Source organism: Anaerobacillus arseniciselenatis, from assembly GCF_001865995.1.
GTDB lineage: Bacteria > Bacillota > Bacilli > Bacillales > Anaerobacillaceae > Anaerobacillus > Anaerobacillus arseniciselenatis.
Map to the genome: position 1 here is coordinate 625,830 of NZ_MLQQ01000001.1, position 20,285 is coordinate 646,114.

Annotated in this window: 18 protein-coding genes; 1 reads left to right on the forward strand and 17 read right to left on the reverse strand. The window is 37.3% G+C overall.

Features of this window, described 5'->3' with window-relative positions:
- Positions 1–228: 228 nt before the first annotated feature.
- The 11 genes from BKP35_RS03090 to mce form a co-directional block, all read right to left on the reverse strand.
- Entirely contained in the window at positions 229–666 is a 438-nt protein-coding gene (locus BKP35_RS03090; RefSeq protein WP_071311911.1) for a YaaR family protein, read from the reverse strand.
- A 494-nt stretch (positions 667–1,160) separates the two neighbouring features.
- Positions 1,161–3,101, reverse strand: a complete 1,941-nt coding sequence (locus tag BKP35_RS19910; protein WP_245741837.1) for a flagellin N-terminal helical domain-containing protein — start codon at positions 3,099–3,101, stop codon at positions 1,161–1,163.
- Between the two features lie 24 nt (positions 3,102–3,125).
- Positions 3,126–3,548, reverse strand: coding sequence for a flagellar export chaperone FliS (gene fliS, locus BKP35_RS03100; RefSeq protein ID WP_245741840.1), 423 nt, complete (start codon positions 3,546–3,548; stop codon positions 3,126–3,128).
- Between the two features lie 63 nt (positions 3,549–3,611).
- Positions 3,612–3,911: an EscU/YscU/HrcU family type III secretion system export apparatus switch protein gene (locus BKP35_RS03105; RefSeq protein ID WP_211274581.1), complete on the reverse strand. Its 300-nt coding sequence runs from the start codon at positions 3,909–3,911 to the stop codon at positions 3,612–3,614.
- Positions 3,908–7,030 carry a hypothetical protein gene (locus tag BKP35_RS03110; RefSeq protein ID WP_071311913.1) on the reverse strand — a complete coding sequence of 1,041 codons (3,123 nt, stop codon included), beginning with the start codon at positions 7,028–7,030 and terminating at the stop codon, positions 3,908–3,910. Before BKP35_RS03110 ends, BKP35_RS03105 begins: the two co-directional genes overlap by 4 nt.
- Positions 7,031–7,360: 330 nt before the next feature.
- Complete coding sequence (locus BKP35_RS03115; protein WP_071311914.1) at positions 7,361–8,641, reverse strand: DNA polymerase IV; 1,281 nt, start codon at positions 8,639–8,641, stop codon at positions 7,361–7,363.
- A gap of 76 nt (positions 8,642–8,717) precedes the next feature.
- Entirely contained in the window at positions 8,718–8,840 is a 123-nt protein-coding gene (locus BKP35_RS20035; RefSeq protein WP_281244172.1) for a hypothetical protein, read from the reverse strand.
- A 207-nt stretch (positions 8,841–9,047) separates the two neighbouring features.
- Positions 9,048–10,505, reverse strand: a complete 1,458-nt coding sequence (locus tag BKP35_RS03120; RefSeq protein ID WP_211274591.1) for an NAD(P)/FAD-dependent oxidoreductase — start codon at positions 10,503–10,505, stop codon at positions 9,048–9,050.
- Positions 10,506–10,766: 261 nt separating this feature from the next.
- Positions 10,767–11,252, reverse strand: coding sequence for a MarR family winged helix-turn-helix transcriptional regulator (locus BKP35_RS03125; RefSeq protein ID WP_071311916.1), 486 nt, complete (start codon positions 11,250–11,252; stop codon positions 10,767–10,769).
- Between the two features lie 408 nt (positions 11,253–11,660).
- On the reverse strand, positions 11,661–12,782 hold the full coding sequence (locus BKP35_RS03130) for a M20/M25/M40 family metallo-hydrolase (protein WP_071311917.1): 1,122 nt from the start codon (positions 12,780–12,782) through the stop codon (positions 11,661–11,663).
- Between the two features lie 80 nt (positions 12,783–12,862).
- Positions 12,863–13,393, reverse strand: a complete 531-nt coding sequence (gene mce / locus BKP35_RS03135) for a methylmalonyl-CoA epimerase (RefSeq protein ID WP_337959629.1) — start codon at positions 13,391–13,393, stop codon at positions 12,863–12,865.
- 171 nt (positions 13,394–13,564) lie between these two features.
- Between mce and prli42 the strand changes: the two genes are divergently transcribed.
- The gene (gene prli42, locus BKP35_RS19355) at positions 13,565–13,657 is read left to right on the forward strand and encodes a stressosome-associated protein Prli42 (RefSeq protein ID WP_169819127.1); all 93 of its coding nucleotides are present in this window, start codon (positions 13,565–13,567) and stop codon (positions 13,655–13,657) included.
- A 120-nt stretch (positions 13,658–13,777) separates the two neighbouring features.
- On the opposite strand, the gene BKP35_RS03140 is transcribed toward prli42, so the two are convergent.
- From BKP35_RS03140 to BKP35_RS03165, 6 genes are all read right to left on the reverse strand, one after another.
- Positions 13,778–14,293 carry a L,D-transpeptidase gene (locus BKP35_RS03140; RefSeq protein WP_071311918.1) on the reverse strand — a complete coding sequence of 172 codons (516 nt, stop codon included), beginning with the start codon at positions 14,291–14,293 and terminating at the stop codon, positions 13,778–13,780.
- A 104-nt stretch (positions 14,294–14,397) separates the two neighbouring features.
- Positions 14,398–15,351 carry an aromatic acid exporter family protein gene (locus BKP35_RS03145; protein ID WP_071311919.1) on the reverse strand — a complete coding sequence of 318 codons (954 nt, stop codon included), beginning with the start codon at positions 15,349–15,351 and terminating at the stop codon, positions 14,398–14,400.
- A gap of 149 nt (positions 15,352–15,500) precedes the next feature.
- Positions 15,501–16,223 (reverse strand): amino acid ABC transporter ATP-binding protein, encoded by a 723-nt coding sequence (locus BKP35_RS03150; protein ID WP_071311920.1) that lies wholly within the window; start codon positions 16,221–16,223, stop codon positions 15,501–15,503.
- Positions 16,216–16,875: an amino acid ABC transporter permease gene (locus BKP35_RS03155; protein WP_071311921.1), complete on the reverse strand. Its 660-nt coding sequence runs from the start codon at positions 16,873–16,875 to the stop codon at positions 16,216–16,218. Before BKP35_RS03155 ends, BKP35_RS03150 begins: the two co-directional genes overlap by 8 nt.
- A 38-nt stretch (positions 16,876–16,913) precedes the next feature.
- Positions 16,914–17,732, reverse strand: a complete 819-nt coding sequence (locus BKP35_RS03160; protein ID WP_071311922.1) for a transporter substrate-binding domain-containing protein — start codon at positions 17,730–17,732, stop codon at positions 16,914–16,916.
- 216 nt (positions 17,733–17,948) lie between these two features.
- On the reverse strand, positions 17,949–19,910 hold the full coding sequence (locus BKP35_RS03165) for a TRAP transporter permease (protein WP_071311923.1): 1,962 nt from the start codon (positions 19,908–19,910) through the stop codon (positions 17,949–17,951).
- Positions 19,911–20,285: the final 375 nt, after the last annotated feature.

The following is a 20,285-nucleotide window of genomic DNA, read 5'->3' on the forward strand; positions in this document are numbered from 1 at the left end:
AATCAATAATTAAAGACATCTAAGAAATCTATCAAAAACTTCACCTATAGATGTTCATTATAAAGATCCCAAAACAAATTTGTATGAAAAAGGTGGTGCTTTTGCGAACGAACGTCTGAGATTCGTAAGAAGGTCAAGGTGAAGTGAGGGAAAGCACCCGCCTTTTCCATATTAGATGGTGACAGCGGGAATGCCGCATGAGGTTTTTTTATGAAAATAAAGGTTGGCTTAGGCATAGATGTTTACGATTAGGCCTTTGATTTCGCCGACCATGTCGAGAATGTCTAAACCTTTTTTCTCTTTTTTTAAGACAGCATCGGTTAAATCAAGGAGTTTCCGGTCGACTTCTTTGACAATTTTATAAATTTTCGTACGACCCCTGCGGTTGAAGCCGCGACGTTCTTCCAAACTAAGCCCTAACTTAACAGCATCTTCCATAAATTCTTTCACTAGAGCTTTGTATTTCCGGAGATCGTCAACCGTCCGCGATTCAGAAAGTACTTTCCCTTGATCATCAATGTCTCGCATTAATTTATCTAACTTCGCATACGCCTGTTCATCTCGACCTTTTTGCATTAGCTCTGAAAATGAAACACTCGCTTGTGGCCCTGTTTTTTTAGCCTCAGCTTTATTTATATTAGCTCGTCCAACTCTTTGTACGTCCATCTTTTTTCACCACTTTAACGTTTAATTATGGATAAATTATAACATACTTTGCTTTTAAAAATTGTGGTCTATTTGCTCAAAAGTTGTTGTTTTAGTTCTTTTTTAATAAATCACCCTAGCTAAATAGTAAAAATGGAAAAGGCGAATGATTTCCTTCACTTCGCCGTGATGCTACTGACCTCAATCACATCATGTCACTCTTCTTAGCATAGGCATCGTGCTGCTTTGCGACGAGTAACCGCAGGAGCACCTTCTTTGGAATCTCAGAGGCTCGTTCACGATATCATTCGCCTTTTTTCATGCAAAACAGTCCTGACGGTACCCATCACTATCTCATTATGGTATTCAATCACCGATCTGTATTAAACTCACCAATCACTTTCCAACTTTCAGATTTCCAACCAACTAACTACTAACCAACTTTTATATCGTAAATAATTTCAAGTACAAAAAAGGTAAGATCATAATAGACCTTACCTCTTCGATCGTTTTTATTATTGTAATAATTGAAGTACACCTTGTGGTAATTGGTTTGCTTGGGCAAGCATTGCTGTTGCTGATTGATTTAAGATGTTGTTACGAGTAAACTCAGTCATCTCTAAAGCCATATCAGCGTCACGAATACGCGACTCCGCTGCCGTTAAGTTTTCGTGAGTGACTTGTAAATTGTTAATTGTGTGCTCCATACGGTTTTGTGTTGCACCAAGTTTTGCACGAACATCAGAAAGAACATTAATTGCTTCATCAAGAGTAAAGATCGCTTCGTTTGCACCTGTTTGTGTAGTTACATCTACATTTTCAATTCCTAAACGAACTGTATCAAGCTGTGGAATATCGATCATTACATTTTGATTCGTGTTCGGCCCGATTTGGAATGCTAGAGCATTGTTGATTAGGGCGAATTCTGTTGTGTTACCTGAAGCAAGTAAGTTATCAAGCGAAGTTTGAGCACCGTCCAATTCAGTTTGAGCATTTTCAACAGCTGTTTGAGCATTTTCAACAGCTGTTTGTGCGTCATCGAACGCTGCTTGCTTTGTAGCAACATCTGCTTGCGCTGTACCTAAATCTGTTATTGATTGTGTTAATTCTGTATTAGTAGGTTCTCCACCAGCTGCAGTTATTGCAGCATTAAAATCAGCAAGAGCTGAGTCAACATCATCATCGTCAAGGTCTCCATCAGCAGCAGCAATCGCAGCGATTAAGGCGTCTTTAGCCGATACTACAGCAGCGGGAGGAGGATCACTTACTCCAGATTCAATTATTTCAGCATCAAGGGCTGTTTTAGCATTCTCTAAATCACCCTCCGCACTCGCTAGTAATGTTTGTGCACCTTCTAATTCTGATTCCGCATCCACTAATTCTGTTTGACGATCAAATAAGTCAGCGGCAGCCGTATCAAGATCAGCCTCTGCATTAGCTATATCAATTGGGTCTGGTGTGCTATCACTTGAGTTACTTATACTACTATCAAAATTAAACTCTAACCCACCATGGCGAACAATTCCATTTCGAGTTGTAATTTCCTTATTAAACTCGATTCTTTCATAGTCATCAAAGTTCGCGTTGTCTTCTTTGTAAAACACAGAAAAATTTGCGGTCATTTCCATAGAAACTTTAACAGTCCCAGCGCCAGTTATTTTTTCAGTGTTAATCTCTAAACCACCAATTGTTTCTGTTCCATTGGCTTCACCTACTTCAACAGCTTTCTTCTCAATAGGTATACCATTAGGTCCTACAACTTCAACTGTTGCTCCTTTAGGATCAATTGTGTCATCATAATTACGAATGTTAATTGTATACTCTCCTAAAGCATTCTTCTCACCTGTATCAGCAAATCTCACATCATCTGCACTACCTATTCCAGCAGCTGGTTGAGTAATTCTTACAACTTCACTTACACCTTCAATGTCAAGGCGATAGTCACCCGATTTCAAAGCAGGATCAATAACCATTGGGAACTCTTTCAAATTTGCTGTATTTGTTGTATTTGCCTCTTTAAACGTAGTTAAAACTGCGCTTGAGCCATTTAATAATGTTCTTGTGTTAAACTCTGTTTTTTCAGAAACACTATCAATCTCTAATTTTAATTGTTCAATTTCTTTTTGAATTTGCTCACGGTCATATTCAGTATTAGTGTCGTTCGCACCTTGTACAGCTAGTTCACGCATTCTTTGTAGCATTGCATGAACTTCAGTTAGTGCACCTTCCGCAGTTTGCATTAACGAAATTCCATCCATCGAGTTTCTTTCAGCTTGCTTTAACCCGCGAATTTGTGAACGCATCTTTTCAGAAATCGCAAGTCCTGCCGCATCATCTGCTGCACGGTTAATACGAAGTCCAGATGATAATTTTTCAAGGTTTTTAGACGTGTTAAATTGGTTTGCATTTAAATTTCGATAAGCATTTAAAGCTTGAATGTTATTATTAATTTTCATTTATAGTTAACCCCTTTTAAAAAATTAATTATCATATATTGCCATTTGCTCGTAAGCATTAGCTTTTTGTTTCATTGTCTTTGGTTGGCTATCTTTACTTTTTTTCATCGCTTCGTGCCATGCTGAAGAAAGTTCAGTTACTAGTTTGATAACTTCTTCAATTGCTGTTACATCCTTGTTATAGTTCGCTTGAACAAGACGGTCTGCCATATAATTGTAGACGGTATCTAATTGATCGGCGATAATACCAGCTTCATAATTTATACCTCCACCAAGGCGCTCTAATATATCATTTGATTTTTGTAATTTTTCATTAGCTAAAACAAAGTCTTTTTCATTGATAGCTGTTTTAGCGTCTTCAAGATTATTAATGCACGCTTCATATAATAGTGCTGTAATTTCTTGAGGGGACTTTTTATGGAGTGCTTCTTTTGAAATAAGTGTCACTAATGACCCTCCTAACTTTTTTCCGTTCATCTAATCTTTTTATCGGTAGAAATTTGTCAAAGTTTAATAGTTTTTCTCCATTTCTTCAATTAACAATAAAATTTCGGCCATTACCGCATATAGTTGTGGTGGAATATTATCACCTAAATCCATATCTAGTAGATTTTCAACGAGCATCGGATCTTCTTGCATATGAATATTATTTTTTTTTGCCAAATCAATAATTTGATTGGCCACTTGACCTTTTCCGTGAGCCACTACTTGTGGACCTTGGTTAGAGTTTTCATCATAGCGTATTACTGCTGCACTAGGACCGTTGAGTGATTTACGTTGTTTTTGATTAAAGTGCTTAGAAATCATCATATTTTAAAGTCAAACCCTTTCTCAGTAAACGTTGGTGTCATTTTTTCTTGGTGTTCTTGGTCTTCCTTAGTTTCTGAATCCGGTTTCTGTACTGCTGTTAATTTAGTGAAGTTAAGGCTTGCGATGTTATAACCAACTTCTTTTAAATTTTCCCTACATAGCTCTGCAAGTGGCTCAATTCTTTCCTTAAAATGAGGTTGGTCATTTTTAATCGTTAACGAAAGACTGCCATCCGTTGCTGTCACTAAAATACCGACTTCACCTAATTTCTTCGTTTCGATTAGAAAATAAAGGTTACAATTTTCCCAATCAACTTTTTCGCCCTCATTACGAGAGTTCACGAATACTTGCAAATCTCTAACTTCATCTTCTAACAAAAATGGTAGATTAAAAAACATACTTTGAAGATTACTATTTGTATCAGATTTACTTAATAATTGTTGACCAGTTATGTTTGCTAAAGCTTGGTTCGTCTGTTGTGACACACGACCTTGCTCTTCTTCCATTTTCATTAACTGCATCAGTGCATTTTTCATATTTTGATTTGGCTCACCGTCCCCTTGACGTCCAGTTGCCAACATTTGCGCAACTTCACTGTCTCTATTTAAACCGAGACCTCGCACTAACTCAAACGCTTGTCGTGCTGAAAAATCTTGCGTGGTCGGTCGACGTGAAAGATCATCAAACTGTTGTAACAGCTGCTGTGAAGGTGGCCGGCTTTGAAGATTTTGTTCTTCTTTCATAATAAAATGCTTCACTTTCGTATCTGACGGTTTAAATTCTAGTTTTTCAATCATTGTTTTTATTTCTTGAACAATACGATTCGCCTCTTGATAGTTACCTCTATTTAAAAGTTTTTTCGCTTCTGCCAGTTGACTACTTGCTTGCATCAGCCTTTTTTCTGTTTTCATATCAGTAAGAAGCATCATTTCACTTTTTAAAATCGCATTGTCTAATCTTTTGATCGTCGTTTCTAGTAATGGTTTTACTTGTTTAGGTGCTTGGCTTTTAAAAGCTTCTGTTAAGCGTTGAATATTATCTAAGTTTCTCGTAATTTCTCTTTGTAATGATTTGAAATCCGCCTGTGCTTTTGCTAATTTCTCAGTAATGGTTTGAACAATTAAATCTTTACTAGTTAACTGTTGCGTTTGGAAAGCTTCATTTATCGAATACTGCTGCATTTCAGGTTGAATAGCTTGATCTAACCTTGCTACTTGTGGTTCTACTGCTGTAAATGACTGCATTAATTGTTGGCGAGCTGCTAACTCACGTCCTTGATCTTGTAACCTCGTCGCTTCTTCAAGTGATTTTGTAATGAGCTCTTTTGTCGGGCGTTCAAATGGTGCTTGTTCAATTTGGTTCCTTAACTCGCTAGTGGCCTTTTGGAAATCCCCCTCTTTTTGAACAGTTGATTTCATTTGCTTTAGAGCTTCTGTAGGCTTAACTACTTGTTGTTCTTGTTGATTTTGCAATGGAGCTTGTGAATTTTGTACCAATGGTTGAGTTTGAGTTAATGTTCTCTCAACTTGGAGTAACGATTGAACAAGTCTATCTTGAGCAACTCGCTGTTGACCACTTTGTTGTAAAGTTCTCGCTTCATCTACCGCTCGGTCGACTTGGCGCGCGACTTCGCGATCGACTCGTGGGTTATTCACCACTTCACTTCGTACTTGTTCGATGGCCCGTTGCACGTTCGGCTCGCGTTGAACAGCTTCTCTTACCTGACGAACTTGGTCGCTCACTGGACGTTCTTGCGTCGGACGATTCTCTGGTACTCTTTGTTCTGATTGTGAACGGTTTTCGACCACTCGCGGATCCGTTGGCGGGCGGGTCTCACTTCTTGCTTCCGTTCTTGCTATTTCTCGCTCCGCAGTTTGTAGTGCTTGCACCATTCGCTCGCGTGCTGCCCCTTCGCGTCCACTTTGTTGTAATGCTCTTGCCTCATCTACCGCTCGGTCGACTTGACGCGCGACTTCGCGATCGACTCGTGGATTGTTCACCACTTCACTTCGCACTTGCTCGATGGCGCGTTGCACGTTCGGTTCGCGTTGAATAGCTTCTCTTACTTGACGTACTTGATCGCTCACTGGACGTTCTTGGGCTGGGCGATTCTCTGGTACTCTTTGTTCGGATTGTGGACGGCTTTCAACCACTCGCGGATCAACAGTTTGTCGTGGTTCGTTTCTTCCTTCTGTTCGCGTTATATCACGTTCTGCAGTTTGTAGTGCCTGCACCATTCGTTCACGCGCTGCCCCTTCGCGTCCACTTTGTTGTAACGCTCTTGCCTCATCCACGGCTCGGTCGACTTGGCGGGCCACTTCACGATCGACTCGTGGGTTGTTCACCACTTCACTTCGCACTTGCTCGATGGCGCGTTGGACATTCGGCTCGCGTTGCACAGCTTCTCTTACTTGACGTACTTGATCGCTCACTGGACGCTCTTGGACTGGACGGCTTTCACTTGGTCTTCGCTCAACCTGTGGACGATCTTCAATTCCCGACCTAGCCCCACTTTGCTCTCTCGTTATTCTAAAATTAGGATCTAAATCTTTAGCGATGTTCGTTAACACTTCATTTAACGGGCGTCCATGTAACGCTTCATGAACGGAGCGTAAATGATTCGTCGTTACTTCTAAACGTTTATTCGCAACCGCTTGAACGGTATTTAAGCGTTGTTGTACTGTACCTTTTTCTTTTTCAACAAAGGCACGTAAATCTTGAACGGATTCACGTGTTAGCGGAACCCCTTTATCTAAAACCATTTGCGCAGCTTGTCTTAATTGTTGAGAAGGGTTACTAACCCCTAAGCTGCGTAACGCTTGATCTGTATTTGTTCGTTCTGTTTGTGGAGCGGCAGATGTATTTCTAGGAGCCTCTGCGATCGTTCTCACTTGAATTTTTCCTTCTGACTCCCCTGCAACTTGAACTGTAACTCGATCTTGTGTTGGAGCCTTGGCGTCAAACTTCACTTGAACTTCTCGACCACGAATTTGTAACGTAGCTTCATCTCGAGACTTTCTTTCTTTTATAGTTGCGCGATATATTTCGCCCTTTTTCAGTTCAAGGGGTTTTTCATGGGTATTTACTTGGCTAGAAACAGCCTGATTGTTAATTTGCATACGTTCACACTCCCACGTTCCTTCTATCTACTTTATCGGAACATAAACTAGTTTTGTTTAGTAATTAAGTAAACTCGAATTATTACCAAATCATATAAAAACCCTTAATTTTTCTAACCTGAGTGAATTTCATAATTACCAAAAATGAGCCACATTATGCAATGCAATATATAGTTTGCGAATGGGTTTTGACGCAACTATATATTGATCTTAGTCGCGAGAAGCATTAATTATGAAATTCATTAAACCTATTGAACTTATAAAGTTTTGATAAAACAAAAAAGCTAACCATGTAGTTTATGGTATAGCCTTAACTTTATTTGACCAAAGTTATTCATCTTTTTGTCGGTCTTCAAAAAAGAAATCTTTTTCCAAACTAGTGCCACGCTTCTTTTTATCAGTAAAACGATCTTCTTTTTTTGCTGAGATTTGTGAACCTTTCAAAAGAGCTTCTTCACCGAAACGATTTCTTAGGGCATCGACCGTTTTTGTCAGCTCATATTTTTTTACATCTTCTTCATAATGAAACAAATCTAGTTGTTTATAGGCGGTCTTTTTTTCAACCAACTGTTGCGCTGTCACTCCTAAAAGGCGGATCGGTTCTTTGTTCCAATGCTTCGTAAAAAGATATAAGGCAATTTTATAAATTTCTGCCTGACTATCAATAGGATTTAACTCAGTATGACTCCGTGTCACTGTTTTACGATCTGAATAACGTATCGTCACTTGAATTGTCTCGGCACAAACTGATTTTCGTGACATTCTTCTTGCCACTGAATCGGCTATGTTCGATAGCACTACTTTAATTTTTACAATATTTTTCGTATCAGCTGATAGTGTCGTGGAATTTCCAATACTTTTAAAATCATAAACAGCATTTGGGTCCACATGACGCCGATCAATTCCGTTGGCACGCTCATAAATTTTTTCACCATTAACACCCAAAAAGAGCTTTAACTTCGCAACGTCGCAACAGGCTAAATCACCAATCGTCATAATTCCTTTTTTATTAAGCTTCTCTGCCGTCTTATTACCAACCCCGTGCATTTCTCCTACTTTTAATGGCCATAAAACATTTTTTATTTCACGTTTACGTAAAACTGTAATTCCTAACGGCTTCTTCATATCACTAGCCATTTTCGCTAAAAACTTATTCGGAGCAATTCCGATACTACAAGGTAAGTTTAACTCTTTTAATAGACGAGATTGAATTTTATTTGCAATCTCTAAAGGCGTACCTAGTGAGTAGCATTCAGTTATATCCATATAACCTTCATCGATCGATACCGGTTCAACTAACGGTGTAAATTCTCTTAATAAATCAAAGATTTGTAATGACATTTTCCGATAACGGTCAAAATTGGGTTCCATTATGACTAACGACGGACAAAGCTTCTTTGCCTCCCATATAGGCATCGTCGTTTTCACACCTTTCGCCCGTGCTTCGTAACTACTCGTTACGATAATTCCCCGTCTTTCTTTCGCATTTCCAGCAATAGCCACTGGCCTTCCCTTTAAGGTAGGGTCATAAGCAACTTCAACGGAAGCATAAAAGCTATTCATATCAACATGAAAAATGACTCGTCCATCTTTTGGGTAAAATTGCTTCATGACTACCTCCTTTCTGAAAACCTTTCCTACATACTTTCCTATCTATATATAAAAGCTTCATGACGTTACACTGTCACTATCTAATATGGAAAAGGTGGACAATTCCCTTCTCTTCGCCGTGACCTGGGCTTCCCTTCCAACTTTCAACTTTCCAACTAACCAACCAACTAACCAACTTTCCAACTTTCCAACTAACCAACTAACCAACTCCAGTATATAAGAAAAGCTCTACATATTTAAATGCAGAGCTTCTAATTTTCACTATTAATTTTTCTATTAATTGAGTGAATTTCACAATTACCTAAATTAAGCCATATCAATCTATATGCAGTTACGAACGACTTAACACAACTACATATAGATACTTTATGGAGATAATATTGAATTATGAAAATCATTAAATTATTTAACTCATGACAGGTTGAAGTTGTTCTGCACGCTTTTTAATGATCGCGCGCGCAATATGGACACCGTTAGCACCTGCTTGGGCTAACCCGCGAGTTACGCCTCCACCGTCACCGCCAGCATATAAACCTGAAATCTGAGTTTCAAAGTCTTTCGTTAAAATCGGTCTAGCTGAGTAGAACTTAGCTTCTACGCCATAAAACAATGTGTGCTCTGAGGCAATCCCAGGTGTTACGTGATCTAGGGCTTCCATCATTTCAATTAGACTTTTCATCGTATTATATGGTAGAACAAGTCCTAAATCACCTGGAACCGCTTCTTTTAATGTCGGTTCTAAAAACCCTTCATTAATACGTTTTGTGGTAGAACGTCTCCCTTTTAAAATATCACCGTACTTTTGTACAATAACTGAACCGCTAGATAAATCATTGGCACGTTTTGAAACTTCTTTCGCAAAAGAAATCGGTTGGTCAAAAGGTTCAGTGAACGTATGAGAAACGAGTAAAGCGAAGTTCGTGTTTTCACTACCTAACTTCGGATCTTTGTACGCGTGGCCGTTTGCGGTCATCACTCCACTATGATTTTCAACGACGACGTGACCTGACGGGTTTGAACAAAACGTTCTTACCGTCGTTCCTACTGATGTGTTGTATATGAATTTCGCTTCATAAAGGTGGTGATTAATATCTTCCATAATGACATCAGAAGTTTCAACGCGAACCCCGATATCAACTTGATTATTAATCATACGATAATCACGTTTTTTTAATAAGTTCCCTAGCCACTCAGAACCATCTCGACCAGGAACGATGACTACTTGATCAGCATTTATTTCTTCACCGTTTTTCAGAACAATTCCAGTAACTTTAAATCCATCGTTCGTCTTTTCCGTCATAATATCTTCGACTTCCGTTCGAAAACGCATTTCTACTTTATCTTTTAAAAACTCATAAATGCTTGTTAAAATTTCTAAGTTTTTCTCTGTTCCTAAATGTCTAACAATCGCACGTAATAGCTTTAAACCTGCTCCCATCGCTTTACGCTCAATTTCTCGTACGGCCGTAGTTGTAGGATCTGTACTTTCCTCAGGTGCTCCGTGTTTTAAGTTAATCGAATCAACGTACTGGATTAATTCAAGTACTTGTGACGGTGGTAAATACTCTTGCATCCAACCACCAAACGCTGTTGTTATATTAAATTTTCCATCTGAATAAGCACCAGCCCCACCAAAACCAGCTGTAATTGAACATGCCGGTAAACAACCTGAAAAATCTTTTCTTCCTTTTGGTGGTGGACATTTCTCGATCTTCTTTTCATTTATTGGACATCTACGATTGTAAATGGAGTGCCCCTTATCAATAAATAGAACATTTAACTCCGGTTTTTGTTCTAAAAGTTCGTACACCGTGAAAATTCCTGCAGGACCAGCCCCCACTACAATTACATCATAATTATTCATCACGTTATGTCCTCCTTGTGTTGTCATCGTAACTAATCTATTAAACTTAAATTGTTTATTCTAAAAATTCATATAATACTTTTTCAACCTATACTATCTTACAAAAATAACGAAAAAAAAGCAAGAGGAAAAACGAACGATAATTAAAACCTATTTAATAATCGTTCGTTTTTATGCCCTTACTCTATGAGAATTTTATGTTTTTCAAAAGTGTTTTTGTATTTTCGTCAAAATATGAACCATTGTTATGCTAAACTTTATTTATTTCTTCTCTTTCTCTTCCGTTTTTTCAACCCACTCTATAAATTCATCACCATAATAGTTCCTATTAATCTTCTCTAAAAACTTTATTAAATTAATAAATCCTTCTCGATCTTCTACGCTTTGCTTTTCAATAAACTTCAAAAAGTCATAATTAGCCTCTCTCGACTTTGCTCGCCGCTTTTTCCCTTCTTCAGTCAGCAAAACATATGAAACTCGTAAATCTTTTTCATCTTTTTCAATATAAACTAATCCTTTTTCTTTTAATCTTTTGACAACTTGCATCACCGTTGAACGATCCCATAAACCATATTTCGCAATAGTCGATATTGAAGCACGCTCCTCGAAAAAGATAACCCATAACGTATGTTGTTCCGCTTGAGTTAAACCGACAGATTGAGCTGCTTTTTGCCAATCTTCTTCAACAGCTTTGGCAACTCCGCGAAAATAATTCATCACTAAATGTGGATTTATTTTATTAGTCATATCCGATCCTCTTCCCCATTTGTCTTATAAACTTCCACTTATTCAATATTTTACCATAGGAAAAGTAAGGAAATCTAATAATATTTATAAAAACTACATTTTTACTAAATTAAATTATGAAAATAGTACTATGTAAATCAAACTGTCAAAGATATTTGTTTTCATACTAAACCCTTATGACGGTATCCGTCACAATCTGATGTGTAAAAGAACGAGCAATTTCCCTCTCTTCGCTTTAAACTTCTAGCGAATTTTAGAGGCTCGTTCAGGAAATTACTCGCTCTTTTTTCATACAAAACCTACATGACACAACACTACGGACCAAACCAACAAACCACTAACCAACTAGCCAACAAAAAAGCTAATTCAAGATCCACGTAACGTGGCACTTAAATTAGCTTAAGAAAATTATTTTTTAGCTACTTGTTGAACGATTGCAATAACTAGTTCTGCTGTTTTTTCTAACTCTTCGATCGGCATTCGCTCATTTGTTGTATGGATTTCTTCATATCCTACAGCTAAGTTAACAGTTGGAATTCCGTGACCGGCAATAATGTTAGCATCGCTTCCGCCACCACTTGTTTTTAACTCAGGAGTGCGTCCAATCGACGTAATTGCTTGTTTTGCAACTTCAACAAGGTGATCTCCATCGGCATGCTTAAAGCCTGGATACATCACGTCAATCTCCACTTCAGCGCTACCCCCCATGTCTTTCGCTACCGTTTCGAAAGCTTCTTTCATTTTTGCTACTTGTGCTTCCATTTTTTCAGGAACAAGAGAACGTGCTTCTGCTAAGATGTCAACACGATCACAAACGATATTCGTTTGGCTGCCCCCTTCAAAACGACCAATATTTGCTGTCGTTTCATGGTCGATGCGTCCTAGAGGCATTTTGGCGATCGATTTAGCGGCAATCGTAATTGCTGAAACTCCCTTTTCAGGTGCAACACCTGCATGTGCAGTTTTGCCAAAAATCTTCGCTTGTACTTTTGCTTGAGTTGGTGCAGCAACAATAATATTACCTACTTTACCATCACTATCTAAAGCATAACCATATTTAGCTTGAATCATCGCAGGGTCAAGCTCTTTTGCTCCTTTTAATCCTGACTCTTCGCCGACTGTAATAATAAATTGGATCGTTCCATGATTAATATTTTCTTCTTTTAACACTTTAATTGCTTCAAGCATTGCTGCTATTCCTGTTTTATCATCTGCTCCTAAGATCGTCGTTCCATCTGTTTTAATATAGCCGTCTTCTTGAACGGGTTTTACGCCATTGCCAGGAACAACCGTATCCATATGAGCTGTAAAATAAATCGTATCTACATCTGTTTCATTGCCTTTTAACGTACAAATTAAATTCCCAGCACCGTGACCTGATTTTTCAGTCGTATCATCTTCAATCACTTCAACCCCTAATGCAGAAAACTTCTCTTTTAATACGTCACAAATTTGTCTTTCATATTTCGTTTCTGAATCGACTTTTACAAGTTCTAAAAATTCACTTACTAAACGTTCTTTGTTTACCATATGTAAATGCCTCCAATAAACCTATTTTATTTCTCTCGTCTATTATTTTACCACTGAACTTGTTTCTGGTAAAATTCTCTCTACTCTTTCTTTTCACAAAATTCATATAAAACCCCTTGAGCTGCTTTAGGGTGTAAAAATGCAACAAGAGCATTAGCCGCTCCTGGAACTGGAGATTCATGAATTAAGCGAACTCCATTTTCCTTCAATTCATTCAGTCGTTCCTTAATGTTATCCACCGCAAGGGCTACATGGTGAATTCCTTCCCCTTTTTTCTCAATAAATTGCGCAATAGGACTATCATCACTTATCGGCTCTAATAGTTCGATCTTTGCTTCCCCTATAGACAAGAAAGCGACTCGCACTTTCTGAGTTGCTACTTCCTCAATTCCTTTAAGCTCTAGTTTTAAGCTTTCCACGTAAAACGGTAATGTTTCATCAATCGATTTAACTGCAATACCAATATGATCGATCTTTTTAGGTTCTGCCATTTTTTCTTTTGTTACTTTTTCCATTATCCCCTCTAACGTTTCACCACTAAATTCACCATTTATCTCTAACAGTTCCTTTGTTGCCTCAATCCAGCGATTTATAACTACTTCTTTTTTCAATATAAACTCCCCCAATTTTCGAATTTTTTAAATAATTCTCGATAATAGTGCTTAAATCCTTCCTTCCTTTGCAAACGAATAGAAAAACTTAAAACGTTTTGCCATAAGGGTTGTATTATTTTAATAATCACAGTAAAATATTAAAGAGAAATTATTTGGGAGGTTATAATCATGCCCCGAAAATACCGTAAAATTATCGTTTATATCATGATAATTACAATGCTTCTAGGTACGATCTTTACTGGAGCAGCAATGTTTTTCTAAAAATGAAATAAAAAGAAGGTGACATAAGAGTCTGTCAGTTAGCTACTATAAAGTGATTTCGCTTCACTATAGTCTCAGTACTTATTGACTGACATCTTCCTTTTAGTCACCTTCTTTTTTTCATTGTTCCAAAATTGCACCTTTTTGTTTTCCTAAACTATTAAAGTCTTGATCTGTTTTTGTAACATATACTTTAGTTCCAAGAGGTACTTTTGAAAATAACTCTTCTACTTCCTCATTAAACATCCGTACACAACCGCCCGTTAAATACATACCAATTGAATTCGGATCGTTCGTTCCGTGAATGCCATATATTCTGCCATCCGTTTCTTTAGCATCGAATCCAATCCACCTTGTCCCTAACGGATTCTCTTTCGCACCACCAATAATATTTTTTTTGCGATAATAAGGATCTATCGCTTTTACGATAATTGTAAACTCACCTTCTGGCGTCAACTCTTCTGTTTTCCCTGTTGCAACTTGATACACTGTGTCCACTTGACCATCGACAATAAAAGCCATTTCATTACTTAATTTATTTATAATTATATAAGGATCACCGACTAACGGATTTTCACCAAGCGGCCAAATCGGAGAAATACTTAACATCAATATTAATAAGATCTTAGACGCCATTTTAGCTCCCTCCTAGTTTTTCCCTTAGTTTACGATAAGTGATACTGACTTATACTTTGTTGGTTTGTTGGTTTGTTGGTTAGTCGTTAGTAAAACAGCTATATTTATTTTTCTTCAACTCGGAAATGCCTTTTTATTATTAGATACTGTTCAATTTCCTTTACGAACGAAAATAGAGCAGAACGTATTTCAAATTCTTCACGTGACCTTGGTAGCTCCATTTCTTTAAACTGATCTTGAAGCTCGTTTAAACGATGTAAAAAATCGATAGGCCCCGTACTCGGTCGTACCGCTTCACTTAGTTCCTCTAAATATTCGGCGATTTTTTCTCCTTGAATAACTGTATGATCTAACGATGAAATAAGAGGCATCATTCGTTCAATAATATCAAATTGCTTTTCTCTCATTTTAAAATAATGATAATATTGGTCCTCATAACGTAATAAGTGATTCTCAACATTTTGAAGAGCGATGCCTTTTCCTCTTTTTAAAAGCTCTGCAGTCTCTGTGATTTCCTTTCCGTCCCAACTACTGTCTCCCTCTTTTAAATAAATAGCAAACTGTTGAAAGATTTTACTAAAATTACTTTCAATATCAGCTTGAATTGCTTCAAGTGTCTTCTCGACGCTAGGCATATACGCATTCATTAATAACGCCATACCAATCCCGATAATAATAAGTGCAAATTCATTTAAAATAATCGCTACGGAAACTTCCGATAAAACATATAAGTGTAAAATGATGACAGAGCTCGTCGCAATACCTTCTTGAGCTTTGAGCAGAACTACCGTCGGAATAAACAAAATCAATAATAGCCCGACAGCTAATGGATGATAACCGATTAATTCAAAAGTAATTGCGGCATAGGCCATGCCAATCATACATGCTAAAAATCGTTGCCAAGAAATTTGCACAGAGCGCCGACGTGTTTTTTGGACACATAAAATGGTAATAATCCCAGCTGATGCGTAAAAAGTCAATCCTAAGCTTTGAGCAATAGCTATTGCTAAAGCTGCACCAACCGCTGTTTTTAATGTTCGATACCCAATTTTAAACATTTCTTATCCTTTCTTTTTCGGTATTTTTTCTCTTCTATATTATTTACTATTCAAACGTATTTGTCATTACAAGATCATTTATCCTCAAAGAGCAATTCTAAAACCAACAGCAGCCAAAACAAAAAAAGATGACTTGTAAGCCATCTTCTTTACAATATTTTATCTAAGAACGCTTTTGCTCGTTCTGTTTTAGGATTAGAGAAAAATTCAGCTGGTGGTGTATCCTCGAGAAGTCTTCCTTCTTCTAAGAAAAAAACACGATCAGCAACCTCTCTTGCAAAACCCATTTCGTGAGTAACAATCGCCATCGTCATCCCACTATGAGCGAGTGACTTCATAACATCTAAAACCTCTTTAACCATTTCCGGATCAAGAGCAGATGTCGGCTCATCAAAAAGCATAATTTCTGGTTCCATTGCAAGTGCTCGAGCGATCGCCACACGCTGCTTTTGACCACCTGATAGGCGTATTGGAAATTCTTTTGCCTTATCTTCTAGACCGACTTTCCTAAGTAACTCTATCGCTATTTGGTTTGCATCCGCTTCATTAATACCTTTGACCTTCATTGGTGCATAAGTAATATTACTTAACGTATCCATATGTGGAAATAAGTGAAAATGCTGAAAAACCATTCCGATTTTTGGGCGCACTTTCATAATATTAACTTTCGGATTAGTAATCTCCTCTTCTTCAATCCAAATTTGCCCGGATGTCGGAACCTCTAATAAATTTAAACAACGTAAAAACGTAGATTTACCAGAACCTGAGGGTCCAATAATTGCAACGACGTCACCTTTGTCTATTTGTGTGCTAATGTCTTTTAGTACCTCTAATTTTCCAAATGATTTATAAAGGTTTTTTACTTTAATCACTGCGACTTAACCTCCTCTCAAGAAGTCTACCTAAGAGAGTTAACGCCATTACCATTATATAATAAATTAATGCAGCAAAAATTAATGGTTCAAAAGGCTTATAAAGATTAGCCTGAACGATTTGCGCTCTTCTCATAATATCCAAAACACCAATTGTAGAGATAATTGCTGATTCCTTTGTTAACGTAATAAATTCATTCATAAGTGCTGGCAAAATATTTTTAATTGCTTGAGGTAAAATGATGTTTACTAACATTGGGCGGTAGGGAACACCTAGAGCTTCAGCAGCTTCTCTTTGTCCTTTATCGACCGCTTGAATACCCGCTCGAATAATTTCAGATACATAAGCGGCGGAGTTCAAACCGAATGTGAGCACAGCGGCTGCATAAGCGGAAATATCATATCCTATAACTTGTGGTGTTGCAAAATAAATTAAAAATAACTGTAAAATTAAAGGTGTCCCTCTAAAAATAGATGTATAAGCATCAGCTAACCATCTTAAAACGGTAATTTTACCAATTTTAAATAGAGATAAAATTGTACCTAATATGAACCCAAATATAAGCGATACACTTACAATTTGTAACGTGACCCATATCCCTTTCATTATGTAAGGGATAGAAGGCACGATTTGGGAAAAGTCCAAATTCATGCCTATCTCATTCCTCTCTTATCAGTTTAATTTAATATTTATTCCTCTTCAGGATAGAACCACTTCAAAATAAGTTCATCCATTTTACCATTTTCAAACATTTCTTGAAGAACCTCATTGAATTGATCTGTTAATTCACTACCTTTAGGAAATGCAATCGCAGAACCTGCCTCATTTTCTTCTACAATTGGGAACGAAGTTAATGTAGGGTTGACAGCGATATGTCCTTCACCAACAGTATCTTCAATAATCGCTGCATCAATACGATTAGTCATTAACTCTTGTATTAGATCCGTAATTCTATTACGTTCAGCGATTTCTAATTCACCTATTTCTTCAGCAATGTCATTAGCTAGACCAACTTGAATAGACCCTAATTGTACACCAAGTGTTTTTCCAGCTAGATCTTCTAGACTCGTAATACCGCTATCCTCTTTAGTTACAATCGTTTGCTTTGCCACATAATAAATTTCAGAGAAGTCTACATTTTCTAAGCGTTCTGGAGTTGGTGTCATACCTGCTAGTACGAAATCTACTCGATTATTTGTCAAAGCTGGAACTAAGCCGTTAAAATCCATGTCTCTAACTTCAAGTTCAAAACCTAAGCGATCGGCAATGTAATTGGCAATATCGATATCAAAACCGATAATCTCATCACTTACAGCAGTATCAATGAACTCGTACGGTGGATAATCAGCAGAAGTACCCATTACTAATGTTTGTTTTTCTGCTGGTGCTTCGCCACCTGTTCCTTGTTGTGCTTCCTCTTCATTTTGAGCTGTACCACACGCTGCTAATAATGCAATTGATAATACGCATAAAAGCGTAAATGATAAAATTTTGTTTTTCTTTTTCATTTCAGTTGACCCCCATATTTTTCTTTTAATTTTCTCTTAAACTAATTATTATTCATAATTATGTATATTAACACGTTATCACTAAATGTCAACACTTTTTATGAATTTTTATACAAAAAATCAGCTCTATTGGGAACTAAATATAAAGCATGTTACTTTTTCTCCATACTTATATATATAGTTTCCCAAAAAGAGCTGACTAATTACTATATTGTTTTAAGCTATACTTTCTTTTTTTGATATATCATCATCTTTATCTTTTTGAATCATTTTCTGGTATAAAATTGCAACAATAATAATCGAAGCTGCAATCGCATCAAATAATAAATTTGCATTAATTAAGCATAAAGCTGCAGCAATTAGTAAAACCCTTACAATTACACCAGCCTCTTTTTTTGCAAACCATCCTTGTACCGCTGCTGCTAAGAAATAAATCCCAATTGCTGCTGTAACTACCGCAAGGGCAATTCCACCACCACTACCTTCCATCATTAATTGTGGTGAATAATAAAACATATATGGTACAACGAACGCGGCAATTCCGAGTTTAAAAGCGGTGATACCGGTTTTAAACGGATCGGTTCCAGCTACACCAGCTGCTGCATACGCTGCTAACGCTACTGGTGGTGTAATTGCAGACATTACCGCAAAGTAAAATACAAACATATGAGCTGTCAATAATGGGATACCCATCGAAACAAGTCCTGGCGCAACTACTGATGCTGCTACAGCATAAGCGGCTGTTGTTGGCATACCCATACCTAAAATAATTGAAATACACATTGCAAAAACTAAAGCGAGTAACATATTTGTATCGGCAATACCGAGTAACATTGAACTAAATCGCTGCCCAACACCTGTTAAAGCAATAACACCGACGATCACTCCGGCCGTTGCACAAACTGCTAAAAGTTGAATTGTATTTTTCATCCCTAGTACTAAGGCTTCTATAACTTTTTTCGGTCCCATTTTGTTATCTGGTGTAACCCAACTAATAATCAAACAAGCAATTATCGCCACTGTACCAGAACGGATAACACTATACCCACTTAATAAACTACCGATTAAAAGAATAATTGGAATAAATAAATACGCTTGTTTGAACACTCCTTTTAAAGAAGGGAGTTCTTTTCGTGGCAATCCACGCATTCCACTTTTTATCGCCTGAAAATCTACCATAAAATATACTGATAGGAAATACAGTAAAGCAGGTATCGTTGCAGCAATAATAATTTCATGATAACGAATGCCGGTGATTTCAGCCATAATAAAGGCACCTGCCCCCATGATCGGCACCATAATTTGCCCACCGGCGGATGCGGTCGCTTCCGTTGCCGCTGCAAACCTTCCTGGATAACCTACTCTTCTCATTAACGGAATTGTTAATGATCCAGTTGCAACTGCGTTTCCTGCAGATGTTCCGTTCATCATCCCCATTAATCCACTAGATAGTACCGAAACCTTTGCAGGGCCACCACGCATTCCTCCTGCAAGTGAGAACGAAAAGTCGATAAAATAACGACCAACACCTGACATTTGTAGAAATGCTCCAAATATAATAAATAGTAAAATATATTTCGAAGATACGTCTAATGTCACTCCAAAAACTCCGTCTAACCCAAAGATATAAGTGACAAAACGATCCCAACTATAACCGCGATGGTTTAATATACCAGGTAGATAAGGACCAAGAAATGCATAAGCAATAAAAACACTTGCTAAAATTGGTAAAGTCCATCCACTTGTTCTTCTTGTAATTTCAAATACGATCACTAATCCGAGCAACGCAACAAATGAATCCATTGCTGTAGGCATAACACCGAAACGGAAAAGTAATGTCGTTAAGTTCATATAAATATATGCAGTAATAAATATAATTCCTAAAATTAAAGCCCAATCAATGATGGAAACTCTATTTGTTCCTTTTTTCGACCCTTTAAAAAGCATTAATGCTAAAATCGCTCCAAAAGCTAAGTGAATACTTCGGAATAACCACGGGTCAATCGGGTAAAAATTTAATACTATAAGATGAAAAAGTGCACCGACTACAGCAATGACAACAAATGCAATTTTTACGATACCTTTTAAGTCACGAGCTGTAGAAGCCACTTCTGCTTGTTGTTCCATTTCTTTTGCCTTCTCATCACTTAGTATCGATTTCTTTTCTTCTTCTGTCATGAAAACCCCTCCTTAAGCTTAGTTTGTAGGTACTGTGCTTTTTAAAATAATTGTTTTATATCCTAGTACCTAAATCTTTTTATAGCCTAATCTCCAACCATAGATAAAATTGTTTAAAGACGACATGAAGCGTCTCGTTCAAAATTTTTATTAATGAATTTCATAGTTCAATATTATCGCCCTTAAGTAACTAAATGTAGTTGCGCTAAACCTCTCGCAACTACTTATAGTTCGATATGGCTCAATTGAGGTAATTATGAAATTCACTCTTATAAACAATTATTTTAAAAAACATCATATACCATGAAATAGAAGAAGAGACTGACTGTTGTAAGTATGCTTCTCATAACTAACAATCAGTCTCTTTAATGAATA

What these genes read in the sequence shown, in the direction of transcription:
- BKP35_RS03110 (WP_071311913.1), bottom strand. Translation starts at nt 7,030, where the DNA reads ATGCAAATTAACAATCAGGCTGTTTCTAGCCAAGTAAATACCCATGAA.
- BKP35_RS03120 (WP_211274591.1), bottom strand. Translation starts at nt 10,505, where the DNA reads ATGAATAATTATGATGTAATTGTAGTGGGGGCTGGTCCTGCAGGAATT.
- BKP35_RS19910 (WP_245741837.1), bottom strand. Translation starts at nt 3,101, where the DNA reads ATGAAAATTAATAATAACATTCAAGCTTTAAATGCTTATCGAAATTTA.
- BKP35_RS03165 (WP_071311923.1), bottom strand. Translation starts at nt 19,910, where the DNA reads ATGACAGAAGAAGAAAAGAAATCGATACTAAGTGATGAGAAGGCAAAA.
- BKP35_RS03145 (WP_071311919.1), bottom strand. Translation starts at nt 15,351, where the DNA reads ATGTTTAAAATTGGGTATCGAACATTAAAAACAGCGGTTGGTGCAGCT.
- prli42 (WP_169819127.1), top strand. Translation starts at nt 13,565, where the DNA reads ATGCCCCGAAAATACCGTAAAATTATCGTTTATATCATGATAATTACA.
- BKP35_RS03105 (WP_211274581.1), bottom strand. Translation starts at nt 3,911, where the DNA reads ATGATGATTTCTAAGCACTTTAATCAAAAACAACGTAAATCACTCAAC.
- BKP35_RS03140 (WP_071311918.1), bottom strand. Translation starts at nt 14,293, where the DNA reads ATGGCGTCTAAGATCTTATTAATATTGATGTTAAGTATTTCTCCGATT.
- BKP35_RS03125 (WP_071311916.1), bottom strand. Translation starts at nt 11,252, where the DNA reads ATGACTAATAAAATAAATCCACATTTAGTGATGAATTATTTTCGCGGA.
- BKP35_RS03130 (WP_071311917.1), bottom strand. Translation starts at nt 12,782, where the DNA reads ATGGTAAACAAAGAACGTTTAGTAAGTGAATTTTTAGAACTTGTAAAA.
- BKP35_RS03160 (WP_071311922.1), bottom strand. Translation starts at nt 17,732, where the DNA reads ATGAAAAAGAAAAACAAAATTTTATCATTTACGCTTTTATGCGTATTA.
- BKP35_RS03090 (WP_071311911.1), bottom strand. Translation starts at nt 666, where the DNA reads ATGGACGTACAAAGAGTTGGACGAGCTAATATAAATAAAGCTGAGGCT.
- BKP35_RS03115 (WP_071311914.1), bottom strand. Translation starts at nt 8,641, where the DNA reads ATGAAGCAATTTTACCCAAAAGATGGACGAGTCATTTTTCATGTTGAT.
- BKP35_RS03155 (WP_071311921.1), bottom strand. Translation starts at nt 16,875, where the DNA reads ATGAATTTGGACTTTTCCCAAATCGTGCCTTCTATCCCTTACATAATG.